This window comes from Streptomyces sp. NBC_01478 (genome assembly GCF_036227225.1).
GTDB lineage: Bacteria > Actinomycetota > Actinomycetes > Streptomycetales > Streptomycetaceae > Streptomyces.
This window is the reverse complement of the sequence record NZ_CP109444.1, coordinates 8,081,580-8,103,918: the sequence shown is the minus strand read 5'-3', so window position 1 is coordinate 8,103,918 and position 22,339 is coordinate 8,081,580. Positions and strand designations below refer to the sequence as shown.

Genomic DNA, 22,339 nt, shown 5'->3' with positions numbered 1-22,339 from the left:
GGCTCGACGGACGGCGGCGGCGGTCGTGGGTGTGGTGGCGGGGGGTCTGCTGCTCAGTGGGTGTGCGGCCGTCGATCTGCCGTTGGCCGGGGTGCGGGTCGGGGCGGACGGGGTGGCGTGGGCGCTCGTCCGGCCGTGCGGGGACGACAGTTATCAGTCGCCGTCGCTCGACGGGTGGGCCGTCGCCGCCGAGGACGGGCCGGTCACCACCGGGTGGGACGTGCGGAAGGAGAAGTTGAGCGGGGACGCGGAGTTCCCGCTGTTCTCGCCGCCGGCGGCCTGGCGGGCACGGCACCGGGGCGAGCAGCGGCTCCTGCCGAAGCACACGTACACGTTCGTCTTCGGGCACTACATCACCGGCGACTCGTACAACGGGATCGTGGAGTTCACCACCGAGCAGATCACCGCGCTGAAGCCCGGCCAGACCTGGGCCGACGGGAAGGCCATGAGCCTCGGCGAGTTCGAGAAGCTCGCCGAGAGCTCGTGCTGAGGGCGGCTACAGGGCGGTCTACTTCGCGGGCTCGACGCCGGCCCGGAGGAGGCCGTAGGTGTACGCGTCGGCCAGCGCCTGCCACGACGCGGCGATGACGTTCTCCGCGACGCCGACCGTGGACCACTCCGCCGAACCGTCGGACGTGGCGATCAGGACGCGGGTCGTGGAGGACGTGCCGTGCTTGCCCTCCAGGATGCGGACCTTGTAGTCGACCAGCTCCAGCTTGGCGAGCTGCGGGTAGATCTTCTCCAGGGCGACGCGCAGGGCACTGTCGAGGGCGTGGACCGGGCCGTTGCCCTCGGCGGTGGCGACGATGCGCTCGCCCTTGGCGAAGAGCTTGACCGTGGCCTCGTTGGCGTGGCTGCCGTCGGGGCGGTCCTCGACGATCGCGCGCCAGGACTCGACCTCGAAGTAGGAGCGGGCCTTGCCCTCCGCCTCGGCCCGGAGGAGGAGTTCGAACGACGCGTCTGCCGCCTCGTACGTGTAGCCCCTGAGCTCGCGCTCCTTCACGCGCTCGACGACCCGGCCGACCAGTTCGCGGTCGCCGCTGATGTCGACGCCGAGTTCCTTGCCCTTGAGCTCGATGGACGCGCGGCCCGCCATGTCGGAGACCAGCATCCGCATGGTGTTGCCGACCTGCTCGGGGTCGATGTGCTGGTACAGGTCCGGGTCGACCTTGATCGCGGAGGCGTGCAGGCCCGCCTTGTGCGCGAAGGCCGAGACTCCTACGTAGGGCTGGTGCGTGGACGGGGTGAGGTTCACGACCTCGGCGATCGCGTGCGAGATGCGGGTCATCTCACGCAGCTTGCCGTCGGGCAGGACCTTCTTGCCGTACTTCAGCTCCAGCGCGGCGACGACGGGGAAGAGGTTGGCGTTGCCGACGCGCTCGCCGTAGCCGTTCGCCGTGCACTGGACGTGGGTCGCGCCCGCGTCGACGGCGGCGAGGGTGTTGGCGACCGCGCACCCGGTGTCGTCCTGGGTGTGGATGCCGAGCCGGGCGCCGGTGTCGGCGAGGACCGTGGAGACGACCGCCTGTACCTGCGCCGGGAGCATCCCGCCGTTGGTGTCGCACAGGATCACGACGGACGCGCCCGCCTCGGACGCCGTACGGACGACGGCCTTGGCGTACTCGGGGTTGGCGCGGTAGCCGTCGAAGAAGTGCTCGCAGTCGACGAAGACGCGGCGGCCCTGGGCGGCCAGGTGGGAGACGGTGTCGCGGACCATCTCCAGGTTCTCGTCCAGGGTGGTGCGCAGGGCCAGCTCGACATGCCGGTCGTGGGACTTCGCGACCAGGGTGATGACGTCGGCGCCGGAGTCCAGAAGCGCCTTGACCTGCGGGTCCTCGCTCGCCTTCGCGCCCGCCCGGCGGGTGGCGCCGAACGCGACGAGCTGCGCGTGCTTGAAGTCGATCTCCTGCCGGGCGCGGGCGAAGAACTCGGTGTCCCGCGGGTTGGCCCCGGGCCAGCCGCCCTCGATGAAGCCGACGCCGAAGTCGTCCAGGTGCCGTGCGATGGCCAGCTTGTCCGCGACGGTGAGGTTGATGCCCTCCCGCTGCGCGCCGTCACGCAGGGTCGTGTCGAAGACGTGGAACGCGTCGTCGAGTGCGCTGGTTTCCGTCATGGTGTCTGGCTCCTGAGGATCTGAATCTCGGTCTGTACCGGAATGACCGGCTCCACCGTCCCTCAATGATCCCTCGCACTGCTTTCCCGGCTGAAGGTGGGCCAGAAAAGCGAAAAACCCCTCGCGGGTGCGAGAGGTCTGCGCGCGGGTCGAGTGACGACGGTGGCCGCCCGTACCTGGTCGTACGAGGCGGTCACTGCGGACCGGCGCGCCTGCTGCCAATAATCGTGGCGAACGAGAACACGGGGGTAGTCTGGCACACCCCACCTCCGTGCTCACCGTCCGTCTCATGATGCGAACAGCCGGTTGATCAACTCGGTCGGCGCGCGAGCAGCGAGTCGGCGATGAACTCCCGCACATGGGCCAGCACTTGCGCCCGGTCCGTGCCCCGCAGCCCGATCGCCACATGGATGGAGAAGCCGTCGAGGAGGGCGCGGAAGCGGGCGGCGAAACGGTCCGGGTCCACGGCCCGGAACTCCCCGCGTGACACCCCTTCCGCGATCAGCGCGACCAGGTCGCGGTGCCAGACGCCCTCGATGGCGGCCTGCCGGTCACGGGCGGCGGCGTCGGCGTTCTGCGAGCGGTTCCAGACCTCCAGCCACAGCGTCCAGTGCGGGTCGCGGTGGCCTTCGGGGACGTAGAGATCCACGTACGCCTCGACGCGCTCGCGGGCGGTGGCGGTGCGGGTGAGGAGCCGCCCCCGCTCGGCGCCGAGCCTGCCCTCGCTCCACTCCAGGGCCTGGAGGAGCAGTTCGTCCTTGGAGTGGAAGTAGTAGAGGAGATGGCCGCTGCTCATGCCGACCTCGCGGCCGAGCGCCGCCATGGTGAGTTTCTCCAGACCGCGTTCGGCGATCATGCCCATGGCTGCGGCGAGCACGTCCTCGCGCGGCGGCGCGTTCTTCCGCGCACCGGCCATCGTCCGACTCCCTAGATCTTCGGCTGCTGCTGGGTGATGCAGTGGATACCGCCACCGCCCGCGAAGATCGTACGGGCGTCCACCGGCGTCACCGTCCGCTCCGGGAAGAGGCGCCGGAAGATCCCGGCCGCGATCTCGTCGCCCGGGTCGTCGAAGGCGCAGAGCACGACCCCGCCGTTGCAGAGGTAGTGGTTGATGTAGGAGTAGTCGACCCAGTGGCCGTCCTCGTCCTTGAGGACGGTCGGGGCAGGCACTTCTACGACGTCCAGGGGTCGGCCCTGCGCGTCGGTCTCGGCGCGCAGCAGGGCGAGGTACTCCTGGGAGCGGGCGTGGTCCGGGTGGGCCGGGTCGCGCTGGCTGTGGACCAGTACGGTGCCGGGCCCGGCGAAGGCCGCGACGATGTCGACATGGCCCTGGGTGCCGTAGACGCCGTAGTCGCCGGTCAGGCCGTGCGGGAGCCAGATGGCCTTGGTGGTGCCGAGTCTGGCGTGGATCTCCGCCTCGACCTGCTCGCGGGTCCAGCCGGGGTTGCGGCCGGCGCCGAGCTGGACCGTGTCGGTGAGCAGGACGGTGCCCTCGCCGTCGACGTGGATCGCGCCGCCCTCGTTGACGAGGGTGCTGCTGAGCGCCGGCACTCCGGCGAGGTCGGCGACATGGCGGGCGATCTTGGAGTCGTGCTCCCAGCGGGCCCAGTCCTGGCCGCCCCAGCCGTTGAACGTCCAGTCCACGGCGGCCAGTCGAGAGCCGTCGGTGACGAACGTGGGGCCGATGTCCCGCATCCACGCGTCGTCCAGCTCGCGCTCGACCAGGTCGACGTCCGGACCGAGCAGCTCGCGCGCCGACGCGCCCTGCCCCGGCCCGTGCACCACCGTCACCGGTTCGAAGCGGCGCACGGCGCGGGCGACGGCCGCCCAGGCGGTACGGGCCTCGGCCAGTTCCTCGGCGTTGGTGAAGGTCGGGTTGGGTCCCGGCCAGGCCATCCAGGTGCGCTCGTGCGGGGCCCATTCGGGGGGCATACGGAAGCTCATCAGAAGTCCTAAGTCGGCTGCGTACTACAGGAAGTACAGGCGGTTGAGGGAGACCGAGTCGGCGGGCTCGGAGCGCAGCGGTTCGCCGTCGAGGGTGACCAGGCCGGTGCGCTGGTCGACGTCGACCGCTCCGGTACGGGAGTTGAGGCGCAGGTCGGCGGGTCCGATGCCACGCGTGCCGCGAACTGCCACCCTGCGGCGGCGAGTTGGCATCGCGTCGTTGCCCTGGTCCAGGGCCGCCTGCGCGACGAAGGCCACGGAGAGGTCGGCGGGCGTGCTGCCGTGCGCGCCGAACTGCGGTCCCAGGACGAGGGGTTCGCAGGTGTCGGTCGCCGCGTTGGGGTCGCCGACCACGCCGTACGCCGGGAACCCGGACTTCAGGACGAGCTGCGGTTTCGCGCCGAAGTACTCGGGCCGCCACAGCACGAGGTCGGCGAGCTTGCCGACCTCGATGGATCCCACCTCGTGCGAAAGCCCGTGCGCGATCGCGGGGTTGACGGTCAGCTTGGCGATGTAGCGCAGGACGCGTTCGTTGTCGTGGCCGACGTCCGGGGCGCCGAGTTCGGCCTTCATCTTCCCGGCCATGGCGAACGTACGGCGGACGGTCTCACCCGCTCTGCCCATGCCCTGCGCGTCGGACGAGGTGATGCCGATCGCGCCCAGGTCGTGCAGCACGTCCTCGGCGCCCATCGTCCCGGCGCGGATCCGGTCGCGGGCCATCGCGGCGTCGCCGGGCAGGTCGGTCTTCAGGTCGTGGACGGAGACGATCATGCCGTAGTGCTCGGCGACCGCGTCCCGGCCGAAGGGGAGGGTGGGGTTGGTGGAGGAGCCGATGACATTCGGAACTCCCGCCATCTTCAGGACATTCGGCACGTGTCCGCCGCCGCAGCCCTCGATGTGGAAGGCGTGGATCGTCCGGCCCTCCAGGACGCGCAGGGTGTCCTCCACCGACAGGCACTCGTTCAACCCGTCGCTGTGCAGGGCGACTTGGACGTCGTGCTCCTCGGCGACCCGCAACGCGGTGTCCAGCGCGCGGGTGTGGGCGCCCATGTCCTCGTGCACCTTGAAGCCGGAGGCCCCGCCCTCGGCCAGCGCCTCGACCAGGGGGGCGGCGTCGGACGACGAACCCCGGCCCAGGAAGCCGATGTTGACCGGCCAGGCGTCGAAGGCGTTGAACGCGTGGCGCAGCGCCCAGGGCGAGTTGACGCCGACGCCCCACACCGGGCCGAACTCCTGGCCGATGATCGTGGTCACCCCGGAGGCGAGGGAGGCCTCCATGATGCGCGGCGAGAGCAGGTGCACATGGGTGTCGACGGCACCGGCGGTGGCGATGAGCCCCTCGCCGGAGACGATCGAGGTACCGGTGCCGACGACGACGTCGACCCCGTCGAGGGTGTCGGGGTTCCCGGCCCGCCCGATGGAGCAGATCCGCCCTTCCCTGATCCCGATGGACACCTTGCGGATGCCCTGCACGGCGTCGATCACGACGACATTGCTGACGACCACATCGCAGGTCTCGCGCACGGCGGCGGCCTTGAGGTGCAGTCCGTCGCGGGCCGTCTTGCCGAACCCGGCGAGGAACTCGTCGCCGTAGCGCTGCGAGTCGGACTCCACGCGGATGGTCAGACCCGAGTCGCCGAGGCGGACGCGGTCGCCGGCGCGGGGGCCGTGGGTGGCGGCGTACTCGTACGGGTTCACTGCTCGACTCCCAGGTAACCGCAGGCAGTTGCCCGGCGCAGGGCTTCTTCCTTCGCGCCCGGCGCGTCCAGCGGGCCGTCGACGAGCCCGGCGAAACCGATGGCGATCCGCTCGCCGCCGATCGGCAGCAGGCCGACCTCGGCGCTCTCGCCCGGCCCGAAGCGGACGGAGGATCCGGCGGGGACGGCGAGCCGCATGCCGTAGGCCTCGGCCCGGGGGAAGTCGAGGCGCGGGTTGGCCTCGAAGAAGTGGAAGTGGGAGGTCACGGAGACGGGGACGGTCGCGGTGTTGGTGACCGTGACGCGGACGACGGCCTCGGGCTCGGCGTGCGGGGGCCCCGGGAGCAGGGCGCCGGGGGCGCGGTCCGCGAGCGCTCCCCCGCCGATGGGGTCGGAGACGATCGCGAGCCGGGAACCGTCGTCGAAGACCGCCTCGACATGGACCTCGGTGACGACATCGGCGACACCCGGCAGCACGTCGTCGGGGCCGAGCACGGAGCGGGCGCGCTCGACGGCCTCGGCCAGTCGGCGCCCGTCCCGGGCCGCCTCGCACACCGTGTCCGCGATGAGCGCGGTGGCCTCCGGCACGTTGAGCCGCAGGCCGCGCGCCTTGCGGGCGCGGGCCAGTTCGGCGGCCGAGAACAGCAGCAGCCGGTCGCGTTCCGTGGGGGTCAGCCTCATCCCGTATCCCTCCTTTAGAGCATCACTCTAAACGGTAAAACCCATCATGGGAATGCTTGACGCGCCAGCACTGCTCGGCCCACATTGAACGTCACTCTAAGAACGAGAGGGCCTTCCATGCCGATCGAACAACGCGGAGTCGACACCATCCCCGACGCGGAACGCACCAGCGGTCCACGCGACCTCGTGTCGATCCTGCTCGGCTCCAACCTCTGCCTCGGCGTAATCATCTTCGGCTGGCTGCCGCCGTCGTTCGGCCTCGGCTGGTGGGCGTCGGTGAGCTCGATCGTGGCGGGCACGGTGGTCGGGACGCTGTTCACGGCCCCGCTCGCCCTGGTCTCCCTGCGCACCGCCACCAACCTGTCGACGTCGTCCGGCGCCCAGTTCGGGGTGCGGGGCCGGCTGGTCGGCTCGGTCGTGGGGCTGCTCCTCGCCCTCGGCTACACCGCGCTGACCGTGTGGATCGGCGGCGATGTGATGGTGGGCGTGCTGCACCGGCTGTTCGGGCTGCCGACGGGCGGGGCGTCGTACGCCGTCGTGTACGCGCTGCTCGCCGGGGCGACCGTCGCGGGCGCGGTCTACGGCTACCGCGTGCTGCTCGCGATGTCCCGGGTGCTCTCGGTCGGCATGACCGCGCTGCTGATCCTGGGCGTGGCCGCGTACGCCCCGCACTTCACGACCGGCGCGCTGCCGGGGGCGGGCGGCTATCTGCTGGGCGGGTTCTGGCCGACGTGGTGCCTCGCGACGGTGGCGGCGGGACTGTCCGGGCCGATCGCGTTCATCACCCTCCTCGGCGACTACACGCGCTACATCTCCCCGGCCCGCCACTCCTCCCGCACGATCCTGCACGCGACCTGGCTCGGCCTGACCGCCGGTCTCCTCGTCCCCCAACTCTTCGGCACGTTCACGGCGTTCGGGGCGCGGGCGGCCCTCGACTACGCGGGCCCGCTGGTGTCCGCGTCGCCCACCTGGTACCTGGTCCCGCTGCTGCTCGCCGCCTCGGCGGGGTCGGTGGGCAACGCCGGGCTGATGCTCTACTCCATGGGCCTCGACCTGGACGCGATCCTGCCGCGCGCCTCCCGGGCCCGGGCCACCTGCACGGTCGCGATCGTCGCCACGGTGTGCGTCTTCGTCGGGCACTACGCCTGGAACGCGCAGTCGGCGATGACGTCCTTCGTGCTGCTCCTGACGGCGATCGGGACGCCGTGGGCGGTCATCACGCTCATCGGGTTCGTGCGGTGCCGGGGGATGTACGACGCGGATGCCTTGCAGGTCTTCAACCGCCGTGCCAGGGGCGGGATCTACTGGTTCCGGGCGGGCTGGAACATCCCGGCCGCGGTCTCCTGGGCGGTGGGCGCGGGCGTCGGACTGCTCGCCGTGTCCCTGCCGTCGTACGAGGGTCCGCTGCTGTCGCTCACCGGCGGGGTGGACTGCAGTTTCCTGCTGTCGGGGGCGGTCGGCGGGCTGACGTTCGTGCTGCTGACGGCGTTGACGAAAGGGGCCGCCACGGACACCGAGTCCGCGACGGCCCCCGAAGTGACCAGCCGTGTCTAGCAGTTACCGGCCGAGCGGGTGCATCCAGCCGTGCTTGTCGGGGCTGTCGCCGCGCTGGATGTCGAGGAGGGCCGCGCGGAGCTTCAGCGTGACCTCGCCGGGCTCACCGGCGGACTGCTGCCACTCGGCGCCGGTGCGCTTGACCGTGCCGACCGGGGTGATGACCGCGGCCGTACCGCAGGCGAAGACCTCGGTCAGCGCGCCGTTCTCCGAGTCGCGCTGCCACTGCTCGATGGAGATCCGGCCCTCTTCGGGCTCGTAGCCGAGATCGCGGGCGAGGGTGAGGAGGGAGTCACGGGTGACGCCCTCCAGGATGGAGCCGGTGAGGGTGGGGGTGACGATCTTGTTGCCGTACACGAAATACAGGTTCATGCCGCCGAGCTCCTCGACCCACTTGCGCTCGACCGCGTCGAGGTAGCAGACCTGGGCGCAGCCCTGCTCGGCGGCCTCGGCCTGGGCGAGGAGGGAGGCGGCGTAGTTGCCGCCGGTCTTGGCGTCGCCCATGCCGCCGGGGACGGCGCGGACGTGGTCCTCGGAGACCCAGATGGAGACGGGCTTCACGCCGCCGGGGAAGTAGGCGCCGGCCGGGGAGGCGATGACCAGGAAGAGGTACTCGTTGGCGGGCTTCACGCCCAGGCCGACCTCGGTCGCGATCATGAACGGGCGCAGGTACAGGGATTCCTCGCCGCCGTGCGCCGGGACCCAGTCGCGGTCCTGCTGGACCAGCACGTCACAGGCCTCGATGAACGTCTCGACCGGCAGCTCGGGCATGCCGAGGCGGCGGGCGGAGGTCTGGAAGCGGCGGGCGTTCTTCTCCGGGCGGAAGGTGGCGACGGAGCCGTCGGCCTGCCGGTACGCCTTGAGACCCTCGAAGATCTCCTGGGCGTAGTGCAGGGTCATGTTCGCGGGGTCGAGGGAGAGCGGGCCGTACGGCACGAGCTGGCCGTCGTGCCAGCCGCGGCCCTCGGTCCACTTGATCGTCACCATGTGATCGGTGAAGTGGCGGCCGAACCCGGGGTTCGTCAGAATCGCGTCGCGCTCGGCGGCGGAAAGTGGCGAGGCCGAGGGCTTGAGCTCGATCGTGGGCGTCGTCATCAGTGGTTGTCCTTCACCGGTTGTGTGTGACGGGCCGCGCTCACGCCCTCGACTGCCAGTGGCCAGTGTTAGGACGTCCGAGCATTGCCTCATTCCGCGGCTCCGCGTTCGATTATCGCGCGTGGTGGACCGTGGACGAAAACGGCGTGAATGCGACCCAGGGGATGATGGTGGCACCCGGCGGGGACGTAAGAAAAGCCGCCGGGTGCGGTTGCGACCCGGCGGCTTCGAAATACTGCGTGAGTTCTTCGAGTGCGCGCGGGGTCAGCCGGCTACTCGTACGGCGAGCGCGTCGCCGATCTCCGTGGTGCTGCGGGCGGGCTTGCCGGTGCGGTCCGCGAGGTCGGCGGAGACCGCGTCCTCGATGCGGACGGCCTCGGACTCGTAGCCGAGGTGGCGCAGCAGGAGGGCGACGGACAGGACCGTGGCGGTGGGGTCGGCCTTGCCCTGGCCCGCGATGTCCGGGGCCGAGCCGTGCACGGGCTCGAACATCGAGGGGAACTCGCCGGACGGGTTGATGTTCCCGCTCGCGGCGACGCCGATGCCGCCGGAGACGGCCGCGGCGAGGTCGGTGATGATGTCGCCGAAGAGGTTGTCGGTGACGATCACGTCGAAGCGGGCCGGGTCGGTGACGAGGTAGATCGTCGCCGCGTCGACGTGGATGTAGTCGGTGGTGACCTCGGGGAACTCGGCCGCGACCTTGTTGAAGACGTTCGTCCACAGGTGGCCCGCGAAGGTCAGCACATTGTTCTTGTGGACCAGCGTGAGCTTCTTGCGGGGGCGGGCCTGGGCGCGGGCGAAGGCGTCACGGACGACGCGCTCGACACCGAAGGCCGTGTTGACGGAAACCTCGGTGGCGACCTCGTGCTCGGTACCCTTGCGGATGGTGCCGCCGTTGCCGGTGTACGGGCCCTCGGTGCCCTCACGGACCACGACGAAGTCGATCTCCGGCTCACCGGCGAGCGGGGTCGCCACTCCCGGGAGCAGCTTGCTCGGCCGCAGGTTCACGTGGTGGTCGAAGGCGAAGCGCAGCTTGAGCAGGAAACCCCGCTCCAGGACACCGGACGGGACCGAGGGGTCACCGATCGCGCCCAGCAGGATCGCGTCGTGCGGCTTCAGCGCGGCCAGGTCGGCGTCGGTGAGGGTCTCACCGGTGGCGTGGTAGCGCCGGGCGCCGAAGTCGAACTCCTTGGTCTCCAGCTTCACGTCCTGCGGAAGGACGGCGGAGAGGACTTTCAGACCTTCGGCCACGACTTCCTGACCGATGCCGTCACCGGGGATCACTGCGAGATCGATGCTGCGAGACATGCCCGACACCGTACTCCGCGTCCCATGGGATGACACCGGGTGTCCATGATGCGGACGGGCCTCGGGGTACGGTGTCGGCCGTTCGACCGGAGTTCACCCCATTGCCGGGAGGGTGTTGGAGTTCTAGGGGAGTTTCATCGACATGACAGTGCTTATCGGGGGGACACCCCCCGAACCCCCCGTACCCGACGTCGGCGTCCCGGAACACCTCGCGGTCCGGATGAGCATGGCCGAGCAGTACGAGTACCTGCGCACGAAGCTGACCCGGCGCCGCACGCTGGTGACGGCGGGCGCGGTGGCGACGGCCGGATTGCTGGCGGGGTGCGCCGGCAAGGCGAGCACCGACGGCAAGGCGGCAGCCGCGCCCTCCCCCGCCACGTCGAAGGTGCCCGGCGCCGTCGTCACCCCCTTCGGCCGCCATCTCGCCTTCGGCGCCGACCCGAAGACGGAGCTGCGGGTCTCCTGGCAGGTGCCGTTCGCGGTCAAAAAGCCTTACGTGCGCGTGGGGTTGAAGCCCGACGACCTCGACCGCAGGATCACCGCCGAGGTACGCGATCTGCACACCCCCGGCCTGACCGGCGTCCGCCCCGCGGTCGAGCAGTACTACGTCCACGCGGCCCTGAACGGCCTCCGCCCCGGCACGACGTACTACTACGGCGTCGGCCACGAGGGCTTCGACCCGGCCGCCCCCGCCCACCGCTCGACGATCGGCTCCTTCCGTACAGCGCCGGCGAGCCCGGAGCGGTTCGTGTTCACGGCCTTCGGCGACCAGGGCGTGAGCAACGCGGCCGCCGCCAACGACCATGTGATCCTGCGCGAGAACCCCGCCTTCCATCTGCACGCCGGCGACATCTGCTACGCCGACACCAACGGGCAGGGCAAGAAGACCGACGGCTACGACCCGACGTACTGGGACCTGTTCCTCAAGCAGAACGAGGGTGTCTCCCGGACCGTCCCGTGGATGGTGACCACCGGCAACCACGACATGGAGGCCTGGTACTCCCCCGACGGCTACGGCGGCCAGCTCGCCCGCTGGTCCCTCCCGGAGAACGGCTTCGACCCGTCGCACGCGCCGGGCGTGTACTCCTTCGTCTACGGCAACGTCGGCGTCGTGGCGCTGGACGCGAACGACGTGTCGTACGAGATCACCGCCAATCTCGGCTACACCGGCGGGAAGCAGACGACGTGGCTGGACGGCCGGCTGCGCGAGTTGCGGGCGACCAAGGGGGTCGACTTCCTCGTGGTCTTCTTCCACCACTGCGCCTACTCGACCTCCGCGCACGCCTCGGACGGCGGGGTACGGAGCGAGTGGCTGCCGCTGTTCGAGAAGCACCAGGTGGACCTGGTGATCAACGGGCACAACCACGTCTACGAGCGGACCGACGCGATCAAGAACGGCGCGGTCGGCCGGGCGGTACCCGTCGGCGCGTCCACCGATCCGACGAAGGACGGGATCGTCTACGTCACGGCGGGCGGCGGCGGCCGGGACCTGTACGGCTTCCCGGCGGGCGTCAAGGAGAGCTACGAGGGCCACGTCACACGGCACGGGACGGTCGACACCGCGCAGTGGATGAAAGGCCAGCACACGCAGGCGGAGACGGTGGAGTGGTCGCGGGTGCGCTACCGGGGCTTCTCCCTCCTCTCGGTGGAGGCGGAGAGCGGCAGCACGCCCCGGCTCAAGGTGTCGGCCCTGGACGGGGACGGCAAGCGCATCGACCACTTCGAGGTGCGGCGCGGTCACTGAGACCGCGCCGCACCCCGTGCGGGCGCGGCTCCCGGCTGATGGGTGGTGTTACTGCGGCTCAGTGGCCGGTCTCGCCGCCGTTGTCCCGGCGGTCGAGGGCGCGCTGGAGGGCGGCGGCGGCGTTCTTGCGCTCGGACTCGCTCGTGCGGGGCACGTGGCGGACTCGGCGGCGGGCGGTCGTCTCGGCCATGGAGAATCGACTCCTTCGACAATTCCTGGAGTACGGAGGGGAGTTGCGAGACGCCGTAGGGGGCGGGGAGCAACGGACCACAGGGGTTGCCTGCACGGTGTCCGGCTCACGACCGCCATTCGCTTGGTCTAGCGAGACGTTCGGCTCCTACAAAGCTAGGACAGGACCGTGCATCTGTCTCCACAATTACTCGGACTTCCTACTATCTGAGACGGTGAAACGAGTCACAGGCGCCTGACCTGGGGTTTCTCTTACCGACGTCTACCGGCGGTCAGAGCACATCGCCGTCACGCCAGTCGAAGAGAAGATCGCTGCCGAGGTCGAGGGGGCCGGCGAGCGCGGGACGGACATACGTGCTGTCCTCCTCCTCGGGCAGATGGACGATGCCGTCCGGCCCGAGCGCGGAGATCTTGCCGCCCCACAGCCGCCAGCCGCGTGCGGTGTAGAGCCGGGCCCCGTCGTCACTGGCACCGAGCAGCCCGACGTCGTAGGCGTGATCGACGATCCGCTCCAACTCGGCCATGACGAGCCCCCCGTACCCTTTGCGCCGGGCGTCGGGCCGCACCCCTACCCCCTCGACGTATCCGACCCGCAGCCAACGCCCCCGGTACCGCACCCGCCGCATGACCACCGACCCGTGCGCGACGAGCCCGTCCTCGTCGGCGAGCAGGGCGTGCACGCCGCCGAGGCCGTGCTCGAAGTCCTGGTCGGTGAGGTCACCGGCGAAGGCGGCGTCCAGCAGCGCGCGGGCGGCGCGGAGGTCGGCCGGGGTGAGGTCGGCCGTGTGGGCGGTGCGCATACGGATGGTCACGGGGTCAGTATCGGAGACGGGGGCTCACGGCGTGGCCGTCATCACCACAGAGTTGTCATGACCGCATCGCCGTCATCGCCGCAGAGTGGTCATGAGTGCATCGCCGTCATGAGTGCATCGCCGTGATCACCGCATCGCGAAATCCGTGCGGGTCCTCGACCCACGGCAGATGCCCGGCGTCCGGCAGAGTCACCCGGCGCACCTGGGGCAGCGCCCGCTCCAACGAGTCGACGGCGGACCGGGGCCGGATGTCCCGCTCCCCGTCCACGATGAGCACCGGCAGATCGAGGGCCTGACAGGCGGCGTACAGGGCGGAGGTGCCGGCGGTGTGCTTCGCTTCGGCGTTCAGGGCTTTGTTGCAGGGGAAGTTGATGGGGAACCAGGGGTCGGCCATCCGCTCGGCGTGCTCGATCGCCCGGTTGCGGTTCACGAACTCGACGGACCACTGGAGCACCGCCCGTTCACGGCTCTCGCCGGGCAACTCCCGCCAGCGGGCGAGCCGTTGGGGGTCCTCGCCGAGGCGGGCCAGGGAGTTCTCCTCGAAGGCGCCGTGCCAGTCGGCGTTCGGACCGATACCGGTGCCGCTGACGTAGACGAGGGCGGCGACCCGGTCCGGGTGGGCGAGGGCGTAGCTCAGGGCGAGCGACGCGCCCCAGGAGTGGCCGAGCAGCACGATCCGCTCCAGCGCGAAGTGCCGTCGTACGGCGTCGAGATCGGCCACGAACCGTTCGGTGGTCCATGGGCCCGCGCACGGTTCGGACCGGCCGCCCCCGCGCTGGTCCCAACGGACCACCGGGGCACGGGAGTCGAGCATCCCGGCCACGTCCTCGAACATGTCCCACAGTCCGGGTCCGCCGTGGCACAGCACCAGGGGTGTGGTGCCGGGTGTGCCACGGCCGGACCTGGAGGCCCACAGCCGTACTCCGTCGTCCGCCGTAACCGCCGTGTTCCGCATAGGGGTTGGGGTCATGACGGGGAGTCTGCCCGCTGCGGGCACCCTGTGTGGGTGTCAGCCCATGTGCGGGTACGTGTAGTCCGTCGGTGCCACCAGGGTCTCCTTGATGGCGCGGGTCAGGGTCCAGCGGGTCAGGTTCTGCGGGGCGCCGGCCTTGTCGTTGGTGCCGGAGGAGCGGCCGCCGCCGAAGGGCTGTTGGCCGACGACCGCGCCGGTGGACTTGTCGTTGATGTAGAAGTTGCCGGCCGCGTAGCGGAGCTTCTCCATCGTGTACGCCGCCGCCGCGCGGTCGCCCGCGATGACCGAGCCCGTCAGCGCGTAGTCGGAGACCGACTCCATCTGGGTCAGCATCTCGTCGTAGGCGTCGTCCTCGTAGACGTGCACGGCGAGGAACGGGCCGAAGTACTCCGTGGTGAACACCTCGTTGGCCGGGTCGCTGCACTCGACGACCGTCGGGCGGACGAAGTAGCCGACCGAGTCGTCGTACGAACCGCCCGCGACGATCGTGCAGTTGGGGTCGGCCTTCGCGCGGTCGATGGCCGCCTTGTTCTTGGCGAAGGCGCGCTCGTCGATCACCGCGCCGACGAAGTTGGCGAGGTCGGTGACGTCACCCATCGTCAAGTAGTCGACTTCGGCGGCGAATTCCTCCTTGAAACCGGAGTTCCAGATCGACGCCGGGATGTACGCCCGGGAGGTCGCGGAGCACTTCTGGCCCTGGTACTCGAAGGCGCCCCGGGTCAACGCGGTCTTCAGCACGGCGCGGTCCGCGCTCGGGTGGGCGACGACGAAGTCCTTGCCGCCGGTCTCGCCGACCAGACGCGGATAGGTGCGGTACTTCTCGATGTTGGTGCCGACCGTCTTCCACAGGTACTGGAAGGTCTTGGTGGACCCGGTGAAGTGGATCGCGGCCAGGTCGCGGTGCTCAAGAGCCACCTTCGACACCTCGATGCCGTCGCCGGTGACGAGGTTGATGACGCCCTTGGGGAGACCCGCCTCCTCCAGCAACCGCATGAGCAGGACGGCGGAGTGGGTCTGGGTCGGCGACGGCTTCCAGACCACCACATTGCCCATCAGCGCGGGCGCCGTCGGCAGGTTGCCCGCGATCGCCGTGAAGTTGAACGGCGTGATCGCGTAGACGAAGCCCTCGAGCGGGCGGTGGTCGAGGCGGTTCCAGACGCCCGGGGAGTTCGCCGGGGGCTGCTCGGCGAGCAGGTCGCGGGCGTACTTGACGTTGAAGCGCCAGAAGTCGACGAGCTCGCAGGGACAGTCGATCTCGGCCTGCTGGGCGGTCTTGGACTGACCGAGCATGGTGGAGGCCGCGAGGGTCTCGCGCCAGGGACCGGAGAGCAGTTCGGCGGCGCGCAGGATGATCGCGGCGCGGTCGTCGAAGGACATCGCGCGCCAGGCGGGCGCGGCGGCGAGGGCCGCGTCGATCGCGTCCTGGGCGTCGTCCTGGGTGGCGTTGGCGTACGTGCCCAGCCGCGCCTTGTGGTTGTGCGGCTGTACGACGTCGACGCGCTCGCCGCCGCCCATCCGCCGCTCGCCGCCGATGGTCATCGGCAGGTCGATCGGGTTCTCGGCCAGCTCCTTGAGCTTGACCTCAAGGCGGGCGCGCTCGGGAGAGCCGGGCGCGTAGCCGTGCACCGGCTCGTTGACGGGGGTGGGGACCTGGGTCACAGCGTCCATGAGATCCGTAACTCCTTGTACGTGAGCGGGTGTTCGGTCAGCCCTTGGTAAGGGTGGATCGTGCGAAGAAGAGGAGGTTGGCCGGCTTCTCGGCAAGGCGCCGCATGAAGTAGCCGTACCAGTCCGTGCCGTACGCCGTGTACACGCGCATGCGGTGGCCCTCGGCGGCGAGGCGCAGATGCTCCTCGCTCCTGATCCCGTACAGCATCTGGAACTCGTACTCGTCGAGCTTGCGTCCGGCGCGCCGGGCCAGTTCCTGCGCGATGGAGATGAGGCGCGGGTCGTGGGACCCGACCATCGGGTAGCCGGAACCCTCCATCAGGATCCGCAGAATCCTGACGTACGCCTTGTCGATCTCGTGTTTCTGCTGGTACGCGACCTCGGCGGGCTCCTTGTACGCGCCCTTCACGAGCCGGACGCGGCTGCCGGCCTCGGCGAGGCGGCGGGCGTCGGACTCGGTGCGGAAGAGGTAGGCCTGGATGACGCAGCCGGTCCCCGGGAAGTCCTTCCGCAGCTCCTCGTGGATCGCGAACATCGAGTCGAGGGTGGTGTGGTCCTCGGCGTCGAGCGTGACGGTCGTACCGATGGCGGCGGCGGCCTCGACGACCGGCCGGACGTTGGCGAGGGCGAGCTCGTGGCCGCCCTCCAGCGCCTGCCCGAACATGGACAGCTTGATGGACATCTCGGCCCGGGTACCCAGTTCGAGGTCCTTGAGCCGCTCGACGAGCGTCAGATAGGCGTCGCGGGCGGCGGCGGCCTGCTCGGGGGTGGTGATGTCCTCGCCGACGACGTCCATCGTCAGCTCCAGGCCCTTGGCGGTGAGGTCCTGGACGATCGGCACGACCTCGTCGACGGTCTCACCGGGGATGAAGCGGTCGACGACCTGCTTGGTCACCGGCGCCGCCGAGATCAGCCGACGCATCCGATCGCTGCGCGAGGCGGCGAGAATCACGGGACCCAGCACGGGGCACCTCCACAGAACCAGCAGACAGGACCACCGTGAAACCTAGGGATCTCTCCGATCGTCGACCATCGACAACTGCCACGCATCCGCGCAACAGATCTCAGACATCTGTATGAAGGCACCGCGAGAATGCGGGAGAATGCCCGGGTGACAACCGATTCCACCGGCGACTACCAGGAACTGGTCGACGAGATCTCGGAACTCCTCGGCGCCCCGGCGACCCTGGAGAACCGCGACTTCGAGCTGATCGCCTTCGGGGCCTACGACGGTGAGGGCGACCTGGACCCGTCCGCGCTGGACCCGGTCCGCACCCGCTCGATCCTGACCCGGCGCTCCACGGCGGCGATCCGCACCTGGTTCGAGGGCTTCGGCATCACCCGGGCGACCGGTCCGGTCCGGATTCCGCCCACCCCCGAGGCGGGCGTCTATCGCGGCCGCATCTGCCTCCCCGTACGCCATCGGGGTGTCGTCCTCGGCTACGTCTGGCTCCTGGACGACGACGATCCCGGCCCCGGCGAAGCGCGGCTCGCGGCGGCGATGCGGGTCGCGGACCGGATCGGCGCGCTCCTCGCGGACGAGGCACAGGCGGGCGCCGACCTCACCCGCGAACTCCGCGCGGTCCTCACCGCCGAGCGCGGCTGGCAGCGGGACATGGCGGTGGCGGCGCTGCGTACGGCGCTGGGCCCGCGCGGCGAGGGCCCGCACACGGTGGTCTGCGTGGCCCCCTGGCCGTCGACCGCCGACCCGGACGACGCCCCGTCGGCCCGTACGGTCCCGCACGCGACGGCACTGTGCACGGTGCCGTGGGGCGCGACGGAGCAGCACTGCCTGGCGGTGCTGGTACGGCTGCGGTCGACGGACGCGGGGAGTTCGGCGGAGGCGGCCGCCGCCCGGCTGCTGAAGGACGGCCCGCCCGGCGCCCACCGCGCGGCGGGCATCGGCCGCCCCCGCGTCGGCCTCACCGACCTCGGCACCGCCTGGCAGGAGGCGACGGCGGCAGCCCGCGCCGCCCTCGCGGAACCCCGCTTCGCCCCCGTCGCCGACTGGTCCCACATCGGCCCGTACCGTCTGCTGACATCCCTCTCCCCGGAGTCCCCGCACGACCCGGCCGTAGCGCCCCTCCTCGCCCCCGCCCACCACGAACTCGCCCGCACCGCCGAGGTGTACCTCGACTGCGCGGGCCAAGCGGGGCGTACGGCGGCCGAGTTGGGGATCCACCGGCAGACGCTCTACTACCGCCTGTCGCGGGTGGAGCAGTTGACGGGGCTGGACCTGGACGACGGTGAGGACCGGCTGCTGCTGCACATGGCGTTGAAGGCGGCACGGCTGTAGGCGTGGCCGCCGGGTGATCTACTCCCTGCCATGCCACTGCTGATGCTCGATCTGGACAACACCCTGGTCGACCGCGATGCCGCGTTCCGGGACGCGGTGACGGAGTTCCTGACCGTGCACGGCCTGCCGGGGGACGACCTCGCCTGGCTGATGTCGGTCGACGCGAGCGGCTACACACCGAGGCCGGACGTGGCCAGGGCCATGACCGAGCGCTACGGCGGGGCCGTCACCGACGCCGCCGTGCGGAGGCTCCTCGACCGGGGCGCCGCCGATCGCGTCACCCTGGCCCAGTCCACGTGCGACGCCCTCACGGAGGCGGTCGCGGCGGACTGGAAATGCGTGATCGTCACCAACGGCCGTACCGCACAACAGGAGTTGAAGATCCGGACGGCCGGGCTCGACGCGCTGGTCCACGGCTGGGTGATCTCCGAGTCGGCCGGTCACAAGAAGCCCGCGCCGGAGATCTTCCACGCGGCGGCGGCCACGGTCGGCGCGTCCCTGCGCTCGTCCTGGGTCGTCGGCGACTCGGCGCACGCCGACATCGGGGGCGCGACGGGCGTCGACGCGCGCAGTGCGTGGGTGTCGAACGGCCGCCCATGGACCGAGCCGACGTTCCGCCCCACACACATCGCCGCCGACACCACGTCCGCGATCCGTCACGTCATCGGCGTCACCGGTATCACCGGTGTCCCGAACACGCCCCGCCTGTAAGGGACTTCAGCACTCAGCAATCGGCACTCAGCACTGGGCCGGACCGGGCGCCGGGTCCTGGCCGGTCGAGACGTCGACCGCGGGGAGCGGTAGGAGCGGTCCGCGCAGCCCTTCGCGCCGGACTTGTTCCTTACGTACGTTCACTGCCTGCTCCTCGCTCCGAGCGGTGTGTGGGCAACGGGACGGAAGCGCTGATCAGCAGGTCCGACCGACGTAGTAGGCGCCCTGGATCTTCCGGGCGGAGCCCAGCCAGGTCGTGCCGGGCCTGACGCACAGCTCGTGGTCGCGGGCCAGGGCGACCTTGACCTTGATGACGACATGCGAGCCGTCGGTGGTGCAGTGGCGGTAGTAGGCGTCGGTACTGGTCTTGTAGAAGCCGCACGGGCCGGCGGACGCGGGGCCGGCGGCGGCCACCGTGCCGAGAGAGGTGAGCACGAGCGCTACGGCACCGAGGGCGCTGGTCACGACACGACGAACTCGCATAGGGGACTCCTTGATCGGCGATCAGTCGGATACCGACCCCACGATCGCCGCGCGAACCGCTGCGGCCGGTGGAACGCCGAGCCATTCACCCGGGGAATCGATTTGTCGCCACACCGATCAGGTGACATTGCCCCGTAACCCGCGCCGCCCACGCAGCGATCAGCTAGAGGTGCCATCTCATGAGGTCGGTGCCACGGTCGAGGATCGGATTCCGACCGTCCCGAGGAGTCGGATCTACCACGCCGGCGGATCGACGGTGGCAATATTCTCGTCGGTCATCCGGTCGTGGATACGCGGGGCGACATGAACGGGACCGGCCGGGCAGCATGTTGGCGTGCTTCTGGGACCGGGTTCCGCACGGCGTCGTTCGCGACGTCGCATCGTCCGCGACGTTCTCGTCGCCGTACTCGGACTGTCGTCCTTGGGCTTCGCGGTGTCCATGCTGGTGGAGCGGAGACACCGCGGTGCGGGCGGACCGCTTGAAAGAGGGCAAGAGCGAGTATGACGGCGGTCTGAGGGCGCAGACGGCGTTGGCCTTCTCCGCCGAGAGCGGGCTTCTCATGGCGGCTCGCGAGGCCGGCAGACTGGAGGTCTGGGCTCTGCCCGATGATGGTCCGAAGCAGGCGCTCACATATCGTGCAACCGGTTACGTCTATAGCGCGCTGGTGGCTCTCCACGGCGAGTACGTGGCCTGGAGCGATTCGTCGTACATCGGTGTGTGGAAGGCGTCCCCGGGCGGTGCCTACACGATGGTGGGCCGCAAAGAATTCAATGGTGGAGGCCCCAACCTCACAGGAATGGCATTCCTCCGCGACGGCAGCCTCGCGCTCATGGGCGACGCGGGTGGAACGTGCCGGTACCCGTCCCCCGAATCCAAACAGCCCAAGCTCGACCTCCCGTCCACGAACGTCTGGCGTTCCGGCCGGACGTACGACATCGGCGAACCTAGGGCCCTCCTCGCCAGCCCCAACGGCGATTCCCTCGCCTTCTTCGGCCGTGGTCGCGGTGAACTACGCCCCCACCGCGGCAACGGCTGGGACCGCCACTCCTACAGCCTGGGCGACTCGGTGCGCACCGGCGCTTTCCATCCGAAGCGCGCCCTCCTCGCCGTCGCCGACATGTACGGCGGCGACGTACAGCTCTGGCAGACGGACCTGCGTAAACCGGTCAGGGTCGGGAGGCTGACCGGTCACCACGACTCGGTGCTCGCGTTGGACTTCAGCCCGGACAGGGAAAGGCTCGCCACCGCGAGCGCCGACGGCACGGTACGCATTTGGGACGTGAGCCGCTTCTAGGCTCTGCCACGGCTACAGGCTCGTGGGGCTTCGGAGTCGGGGTCAGACGGCGGTGAACCCTCCGGTCCGCACGTTCGTCACGAAGGAAGCGAAGGCGCCTGCCGGGAAGCCGAGAACCGGACCGCCCGGGTTCTTGGAGTCACGGACGGGGACCACACCGCGCGAGGCGACGAGGTTGGTGGCGACCTCGATGCAGGCGCCGCCGTTGTCGCTGTAGGAGGACGTGAACCACTGCGGGGCTTCGGTCGTCACGGGGTGCCCTTTCTCAACTGACTGATCATGGCCACGGTTTCGGCCTGCGAGCAGGCATGGGTCTGTAGTTGATGGTAGGCCGTGAGCAGCGGCAGTACGAATGCGCTTTCCCGTTCCAGATGACCTCGGTGGGCGGACTCTGCGTACGAGACGAGCGAGCGGTCCGGCAAAGTCAGCAGATAGACCGGCAAGTTGAACGGCCGCCGCTCCCCCATCGCGAACGGAGCTACCTGAACCACGGTGTTCGGCAGTTCGGCGAACTCCAGCAGGCGCTCCAACTGGGCGTTCATGACGGCGGGTTCACCGACCGGCCGACGCAGGCAGCTCTCGTCCAGCACGACGAAGATCAACGGCGCCGGAGTCCGCACCAGCGTGGCCTGCCGTTCCGCGACGAGGGTGACGCGTTCCTCGGCCTGGTCGTCCGTGATGGCTCCGCGTCTGACGGCGCCCTGCGCGAGGACGGCCGCGTACTCCGGTGTCTGGAGCAGACCGGGGACGACGCCGACTTCGTAGAGCCGGATCTCGGCGGCCTGTGCCTCGTGGTCGATGAACTGCGGGAATCCTTCGAGGAGTCCGGCGTGCCGCACCTTGCGCCAGGCGCGTTCGAACATGTCGCCGGCGCCTAATGCCGTGTCGGCACTACGCGCGAGACGCAAGGTAGGAAGTTTGCGCCCGACCTCGACCGACGAGATGTGCGTACTGGAGTACCCGATCTCCTCGGCCAGTTTCTCCTGTGTCCAGCCGCGTTCCTCCCGTGCCCTGCGCAGACGCGCGCCGAACGCGGCCTGAGGTGAGGAGTCGGGATCCAATTCCCTTCGGTTCAAGGGACCTTCACCAACCTTTCGTTCCCGTCCGACAAGTTGAACGGTTCCCCGCCGACGGTCACGCTGAACCCCCTGAGTAGTGGAAGCGCTACGGAGAGGAGCGGCCGTGCCCGACGAGAACGTACCCGTGAGATCCGAGCCCCCTCCGCCGATTTCACCGAATCCACCAATTCCGCCTGTCGGAACCCTCGTTGTGGACGCGCAGGGCCGGATCGGGGAGTTCCGCGGCGAGTGGTGCGGGACGTGGTCGCTGCGCCGGGTCACCGGTGGCACGGAGTGGACCGTGGCCCCCGAGGACGTACGGCCGCCCACCCCCGAGCAACGACTCCGCGCCGAGACCGCCCGCGCGAACGCCCGAAGCCGGGGTGAGGTGCTGTGACCGTCCCGATCCGCCGCACGTTCCGTTTCGTCAACTGGACGCTACGGCCCGATCACGACACCGGCGCCCCACCCCTCAGGTACGCCTTCCGCTGCCTCGCGCCCACCGCGGACGACACCGAGTGCGCCGCGCGCTCCACCCCGAGCAACGACCCTACGGAACCCCAGACTTGGGCCTTCGCCCACCTGCGCGAACACCCCGGGCACACCAGTTACGCCGAGGTGATCGAACGCCCGTGGGTGATGTGGGAGGAGGGCCCGACGTGACCACCACAGAAAGGCTCGGCGAGACGGCCATGGACGAGACGGCCATGGATGCGAT

The 22,339-nt window shown here is 70.0% G+C and carries 23 protein-coding genes; 8 read left to right on the top strand and 15 right to left on the bottom strand.

Annotated elements, in window-relative coordinates; genetic code table 11:
• Nucleotides 1-25: 25 nt before the first annotated feature.
• A complete protein-coding gene (locus OG223_RS36770; protein WP_329258171.1) occupies nucleotides 26-490 on the top strand; it encodes a hypothetical protein in 465 nt (154 codons plus the stop codon).
• 18 nt (nucleotides 491-508) lie between these two features.
• Here the strand turns inward: OG223_RS36770 and cimA are convergent, their stop codons facing one another.
• From cimA to ureA, 5 genes are all read right to left on the bottom strand, one after another.
• On the bottom strand, nucleotides 509-2,113 hold the full coding sequence (gene cimA, locus OG223_RS36765; protein WP_329258168.1) for a citramalate synthase: 1,605 nt from the start codon (nucleotides 2,111-2,113) through the stop codon (nucleotides 509-511).
• A 310-nt stretch (nucleotides 2,114-2,423) separates the two neighbouring features.
• The gene (locus OG223_RS36760) at nucleotides 2,424-3,029 is read right to left on the bottom strand and encodes a TetR/AcrR family transcriptional regulator (protein ID WP_329258166.1); all 606 of its coding nucleotides are present in this window, start codon (nucleotides 3,027-3,029) and stop codon (nucleotides 2,424-2,426) included.
• Nucleotides 3,030-3,040: 11 nt separating this feature from the next.
• Complete coding sequence (locus OG223_RS36755; protein ID WP_329258163.1) at nucleotides 3,041-4,057, bottom strand: agmatine deiminase family protein; 1,017 nt, start codon at nucleotides 4,055-4,057, stop codon at nucleotides 3,041-3,043.
• A 24-nt stretch (nucleotides 4,058-4,081) separates the two neighbouring features.
• Nucleotides 4,082-5,755, bottom strand: coding sequence for an urease subunit alpha (locus OG223_RS36750; protein WP_329258160.1), 1,674 nt, complete (start codon nucleotides 5,753-5,755; stop codon nucleotides 4,082-4,084).
• Entirely contained in the window at nucleotides 5,752-6,435 is a 684-nt protein-coding gene (ureA, locus tag OG223_RS36745; protein WP_329258158.1) for an urease subunit gamma, read from the bottom strand. The genes OG223_RS36750 and ureA overlap by 4 nt, the downstream gene beginning before the upstream one ends.
• A gap of 117 nt (nucleotides 6,436-6,552) precedes the next feature.
• Here ureA and OG223_RS36740 point away from each other — a divergent pair, with 117 nt between their 5' ends.
• Nucleotides 6,553-7,989: a cytosine permease gene (locus OG223_RS36740; protein WP_329258155.1), complete on the top strand. Its 1,437-nt coding sequence runs from the start codon at nucleotides 6,553-6,555 to the stop codon at nucleotides 7,987-7,989.
• Nucleotides 7,990-7,992: 3 nt separating this feature from the next.
• Here OG223_RS36740 and OG223_RS36735 read toward each other — a convergent pair whose 3' ends face one another.
• Entirely contained in the window at nucleotides 7,993-9,084 is a 1,092-nt protein-coding gene (locus tag OG223_RS36735) for a branched-chain amino acid aminotransferase (RefSeq protein ID WP_329258152.1), read from the bottom strand.
• 264 nt (nucleotides 9,085-9,348) lie between these two features.
• Entirely contained in the window at nucleotides 9,349-10,392 is a 1,044-nt protein-coding gene (locus tag OG223_RS36730; RefSeq protein WP_043680300.1) for a 3-isopropylmalate dehydrogenase, read from the bottom strand.
• Nucleotides 10,393-10,534: 142 nt separating this feature from the next.
• Between OG223_RS36730 and OG223_RS36725 the strand changes: the two genes are divergently transcribed.
• Complete coding sequence (locus tag OG223_RS36725; protein ID WP_329258149.1) at nucleotides 10,535-12,136, top strand: purple acid phosphatase family protein; 1,602 nt, start codon at nucleotides 10,535-10,537, stop codon at nucleotides 12,134-12,136.
• A gap of 58 nt (nucleotides 12,137-12,194) precedes the next feature.
• Here OG223_RS36725 and OG223_RS36720 read toward each other — a convergent pair whose 3' ends face one another.
• The 5 genes from OG223_RS36720 to OG223_RS36700 all read right to left on the bottom strand — a co-directional run bounded on the left by OG223_RS36720 (nucleotide 12,195) and on the right by OG223_RS36700 (nucleotide 16,742).
• Entirely contained in the window at nucleotides 12,195-12,326 is a 132-nt protein-coding gene (locus OG223_RS36720; RefSeq protein WP_266862654.1) for a hypothetical protein, read from the bottom strand.
• Between the two features lie 271 nt (nucleotides 12,327-12,597).
• A complete protein-coding gene (locus OG223_RS36715) occupies nucleotides 12,598-13,137 on the bottom strand; it encodes a GNAT family N-acetyltransferase (protein WP_329258142.1) in 540 nt (179 codons plus the stop codon).
• A 106-nt stretch (nucleotides 13,138-13,243) separates the two neighbouring features.
• Complete coding sequence (locus OG223_RS36710) at nucleotides 13,244-14,107, bottom strand: alpha/beta fold hydrolase (protein ID WP_443073778.1); 864 nt, start codon at nucleotides 14,105-14,107, stop codon at nucleotides 13,244-13,246.
• Nucleotides 14,108-14,146: 39 nt separating this feature from the next.
• The gene (gene pruA, locus OG223_RS36705; protein ID WP_329258139.1) at nucleotides 14,147-15,778 is read right to left on the bottom strand and encodes an L-glutamate gamma-semialdehyde dehydrogenase; all 1,632 of its coding nucleotides are present in this window, start codon (nucleotides 15,776-15,778) and stop codon (nucleotides 14,147-14,149) included.
• Nucleotides 15,779-15,815: 37 nt separating this feature from the next.
• Entirely contained in the window at nucleotides 15,816-16,742 is a 927-nt protein-coding gene (locus tag OG223_RS36700; protein WP_329258136.1) for a proline dehydrogenase family protein, read from the bottom strand.
• A gap of 129 nt (nucleotides 16,743-16,871) precedes the next feature.
• Here OG223_RS36700 and OG223_RS36695 point away from each other — a divergent pair, with 129 nt between their 5' ends.
• Nucleotides 16,872-18,074: a PucR family transcriptional regulator gene (locus tag OG223_RS36695; protein WP_329258134.1), complete on the top strand. Its 1,203-nt coding sequence runs from the start codon at nucleotides 16,872-16,874 to the stop codon at nucleotides 18,072-18,074.
• A 30-nt stretch (nucleotides 18,075-18,104) separates the two neighbouring features.
• Nucleotides 18,105-18,785, top strand: coding sequence for an HAD family hydrolase (locus OG223_RS36690; protein ID WP_329258131.1), 681 nt, complete (start codon nucleotides 18,105-18,107; stop codon nucleotides 18,783-18,785).
• A 195-nt stretch (nucleotides 18,786-18,980) separates the two neighbouring features.
• Here OG223_RS36690 and OG223_RS36685 read toward each other — a convergent pair whose 3' ends face one another.
• Complete coding sequence (locus tag OG223_RS36685) at nucleotides 18,981-19,268, bottom strand: DUF6355 family natural product biosynthesis protein (protein WP_329258128.1); 288 nt, start codon at nucleotides 19,266-19,268, stop codon at nucleotides 18,981-18,983.
• A gap of 797 nt (nucleotides 19,269-20,065) precedes the next feature.
• Between OG223_RS36685 and OG223_RS36680 the strand changes: the two genes are divergently transcribed.
• A complete protein-coding gene (locus tag OG223_RS36680) occupies nucleotides 20,066-20,563 on the top strand; it encodes a WD40 repeat domain-containing protein (RefSeq protein ID WP_329258124.1) in 498 nt (165 codons plus the stop codon).
• A gap of 42 nt (nucleotides 20,564-20,605) precedes the next feature.
• Here the strand turns inward: OG223_RS36680 and OG223_RS36675 are convergent, their stop codons facing one another.
• Nucleotides 20,606-20,815, bottom strand: coding sequence for a DUF397 domain-containing protein (locus OG223_RS36675; protein ID WP_329258121.1), 210 nt, complete (start codon nucleotides 20,813-20,815; stop codon nucleotides 20,606-20,608).
• Complete coding sequence (locus OG223_RS36670) at nucleotides 20,812-21,639, bottom strand: helix-turn-helix domain-containing protein (protein ID WP_329258118.1); 828 nt, start codon at nucleotides 21,637-21,639, stop codon at nucleotides 20,812-20,814. The genes OG223_RS36675 and OG223_RS36670 overlap by 4 nt, the downstream gene beginning before the upstream one ends.
• 193 nt (nucleotides 21,640-21,832) lie before the next feature.
• Here OG223_RS36670 and OG223_RS36665 point away from each other — a divergent pair, with 193 nt between their 5' ends.
• Together OG223_RS36665 and OG223_RS36660 are read left to right on the top strand one after the other, a co-directional pair.
• Nucleotides 21,833-22,018, top strand: a complete 186-nt coding sequence (locus tag OG223_RS36665; protein WP_443073777.1) for a hypothetical protein — start codon at nucleotides 21,833-21,835, stop codon at nucleotides 22,016-22,018.
• Nucleotides 22,015-22,284 (top strand): DUF7848 domain-containing protein, encoded by a 270-nt coding sequence (locus OG223_RS36660; protein ID WP_329258115.1) that lies wholly within the window; start codon nucleotides 22,015-22,017, stop codon nucleotides 22,282-22,284. The genes OG223_RS36665 and OG223_RS36660 overlap by 4 nt, the downstream gene beginning before the upstream one ends.
• The last annotated feature ends 55 nt before the right edge of the window (nucleotides 22,285-22,339 follow it).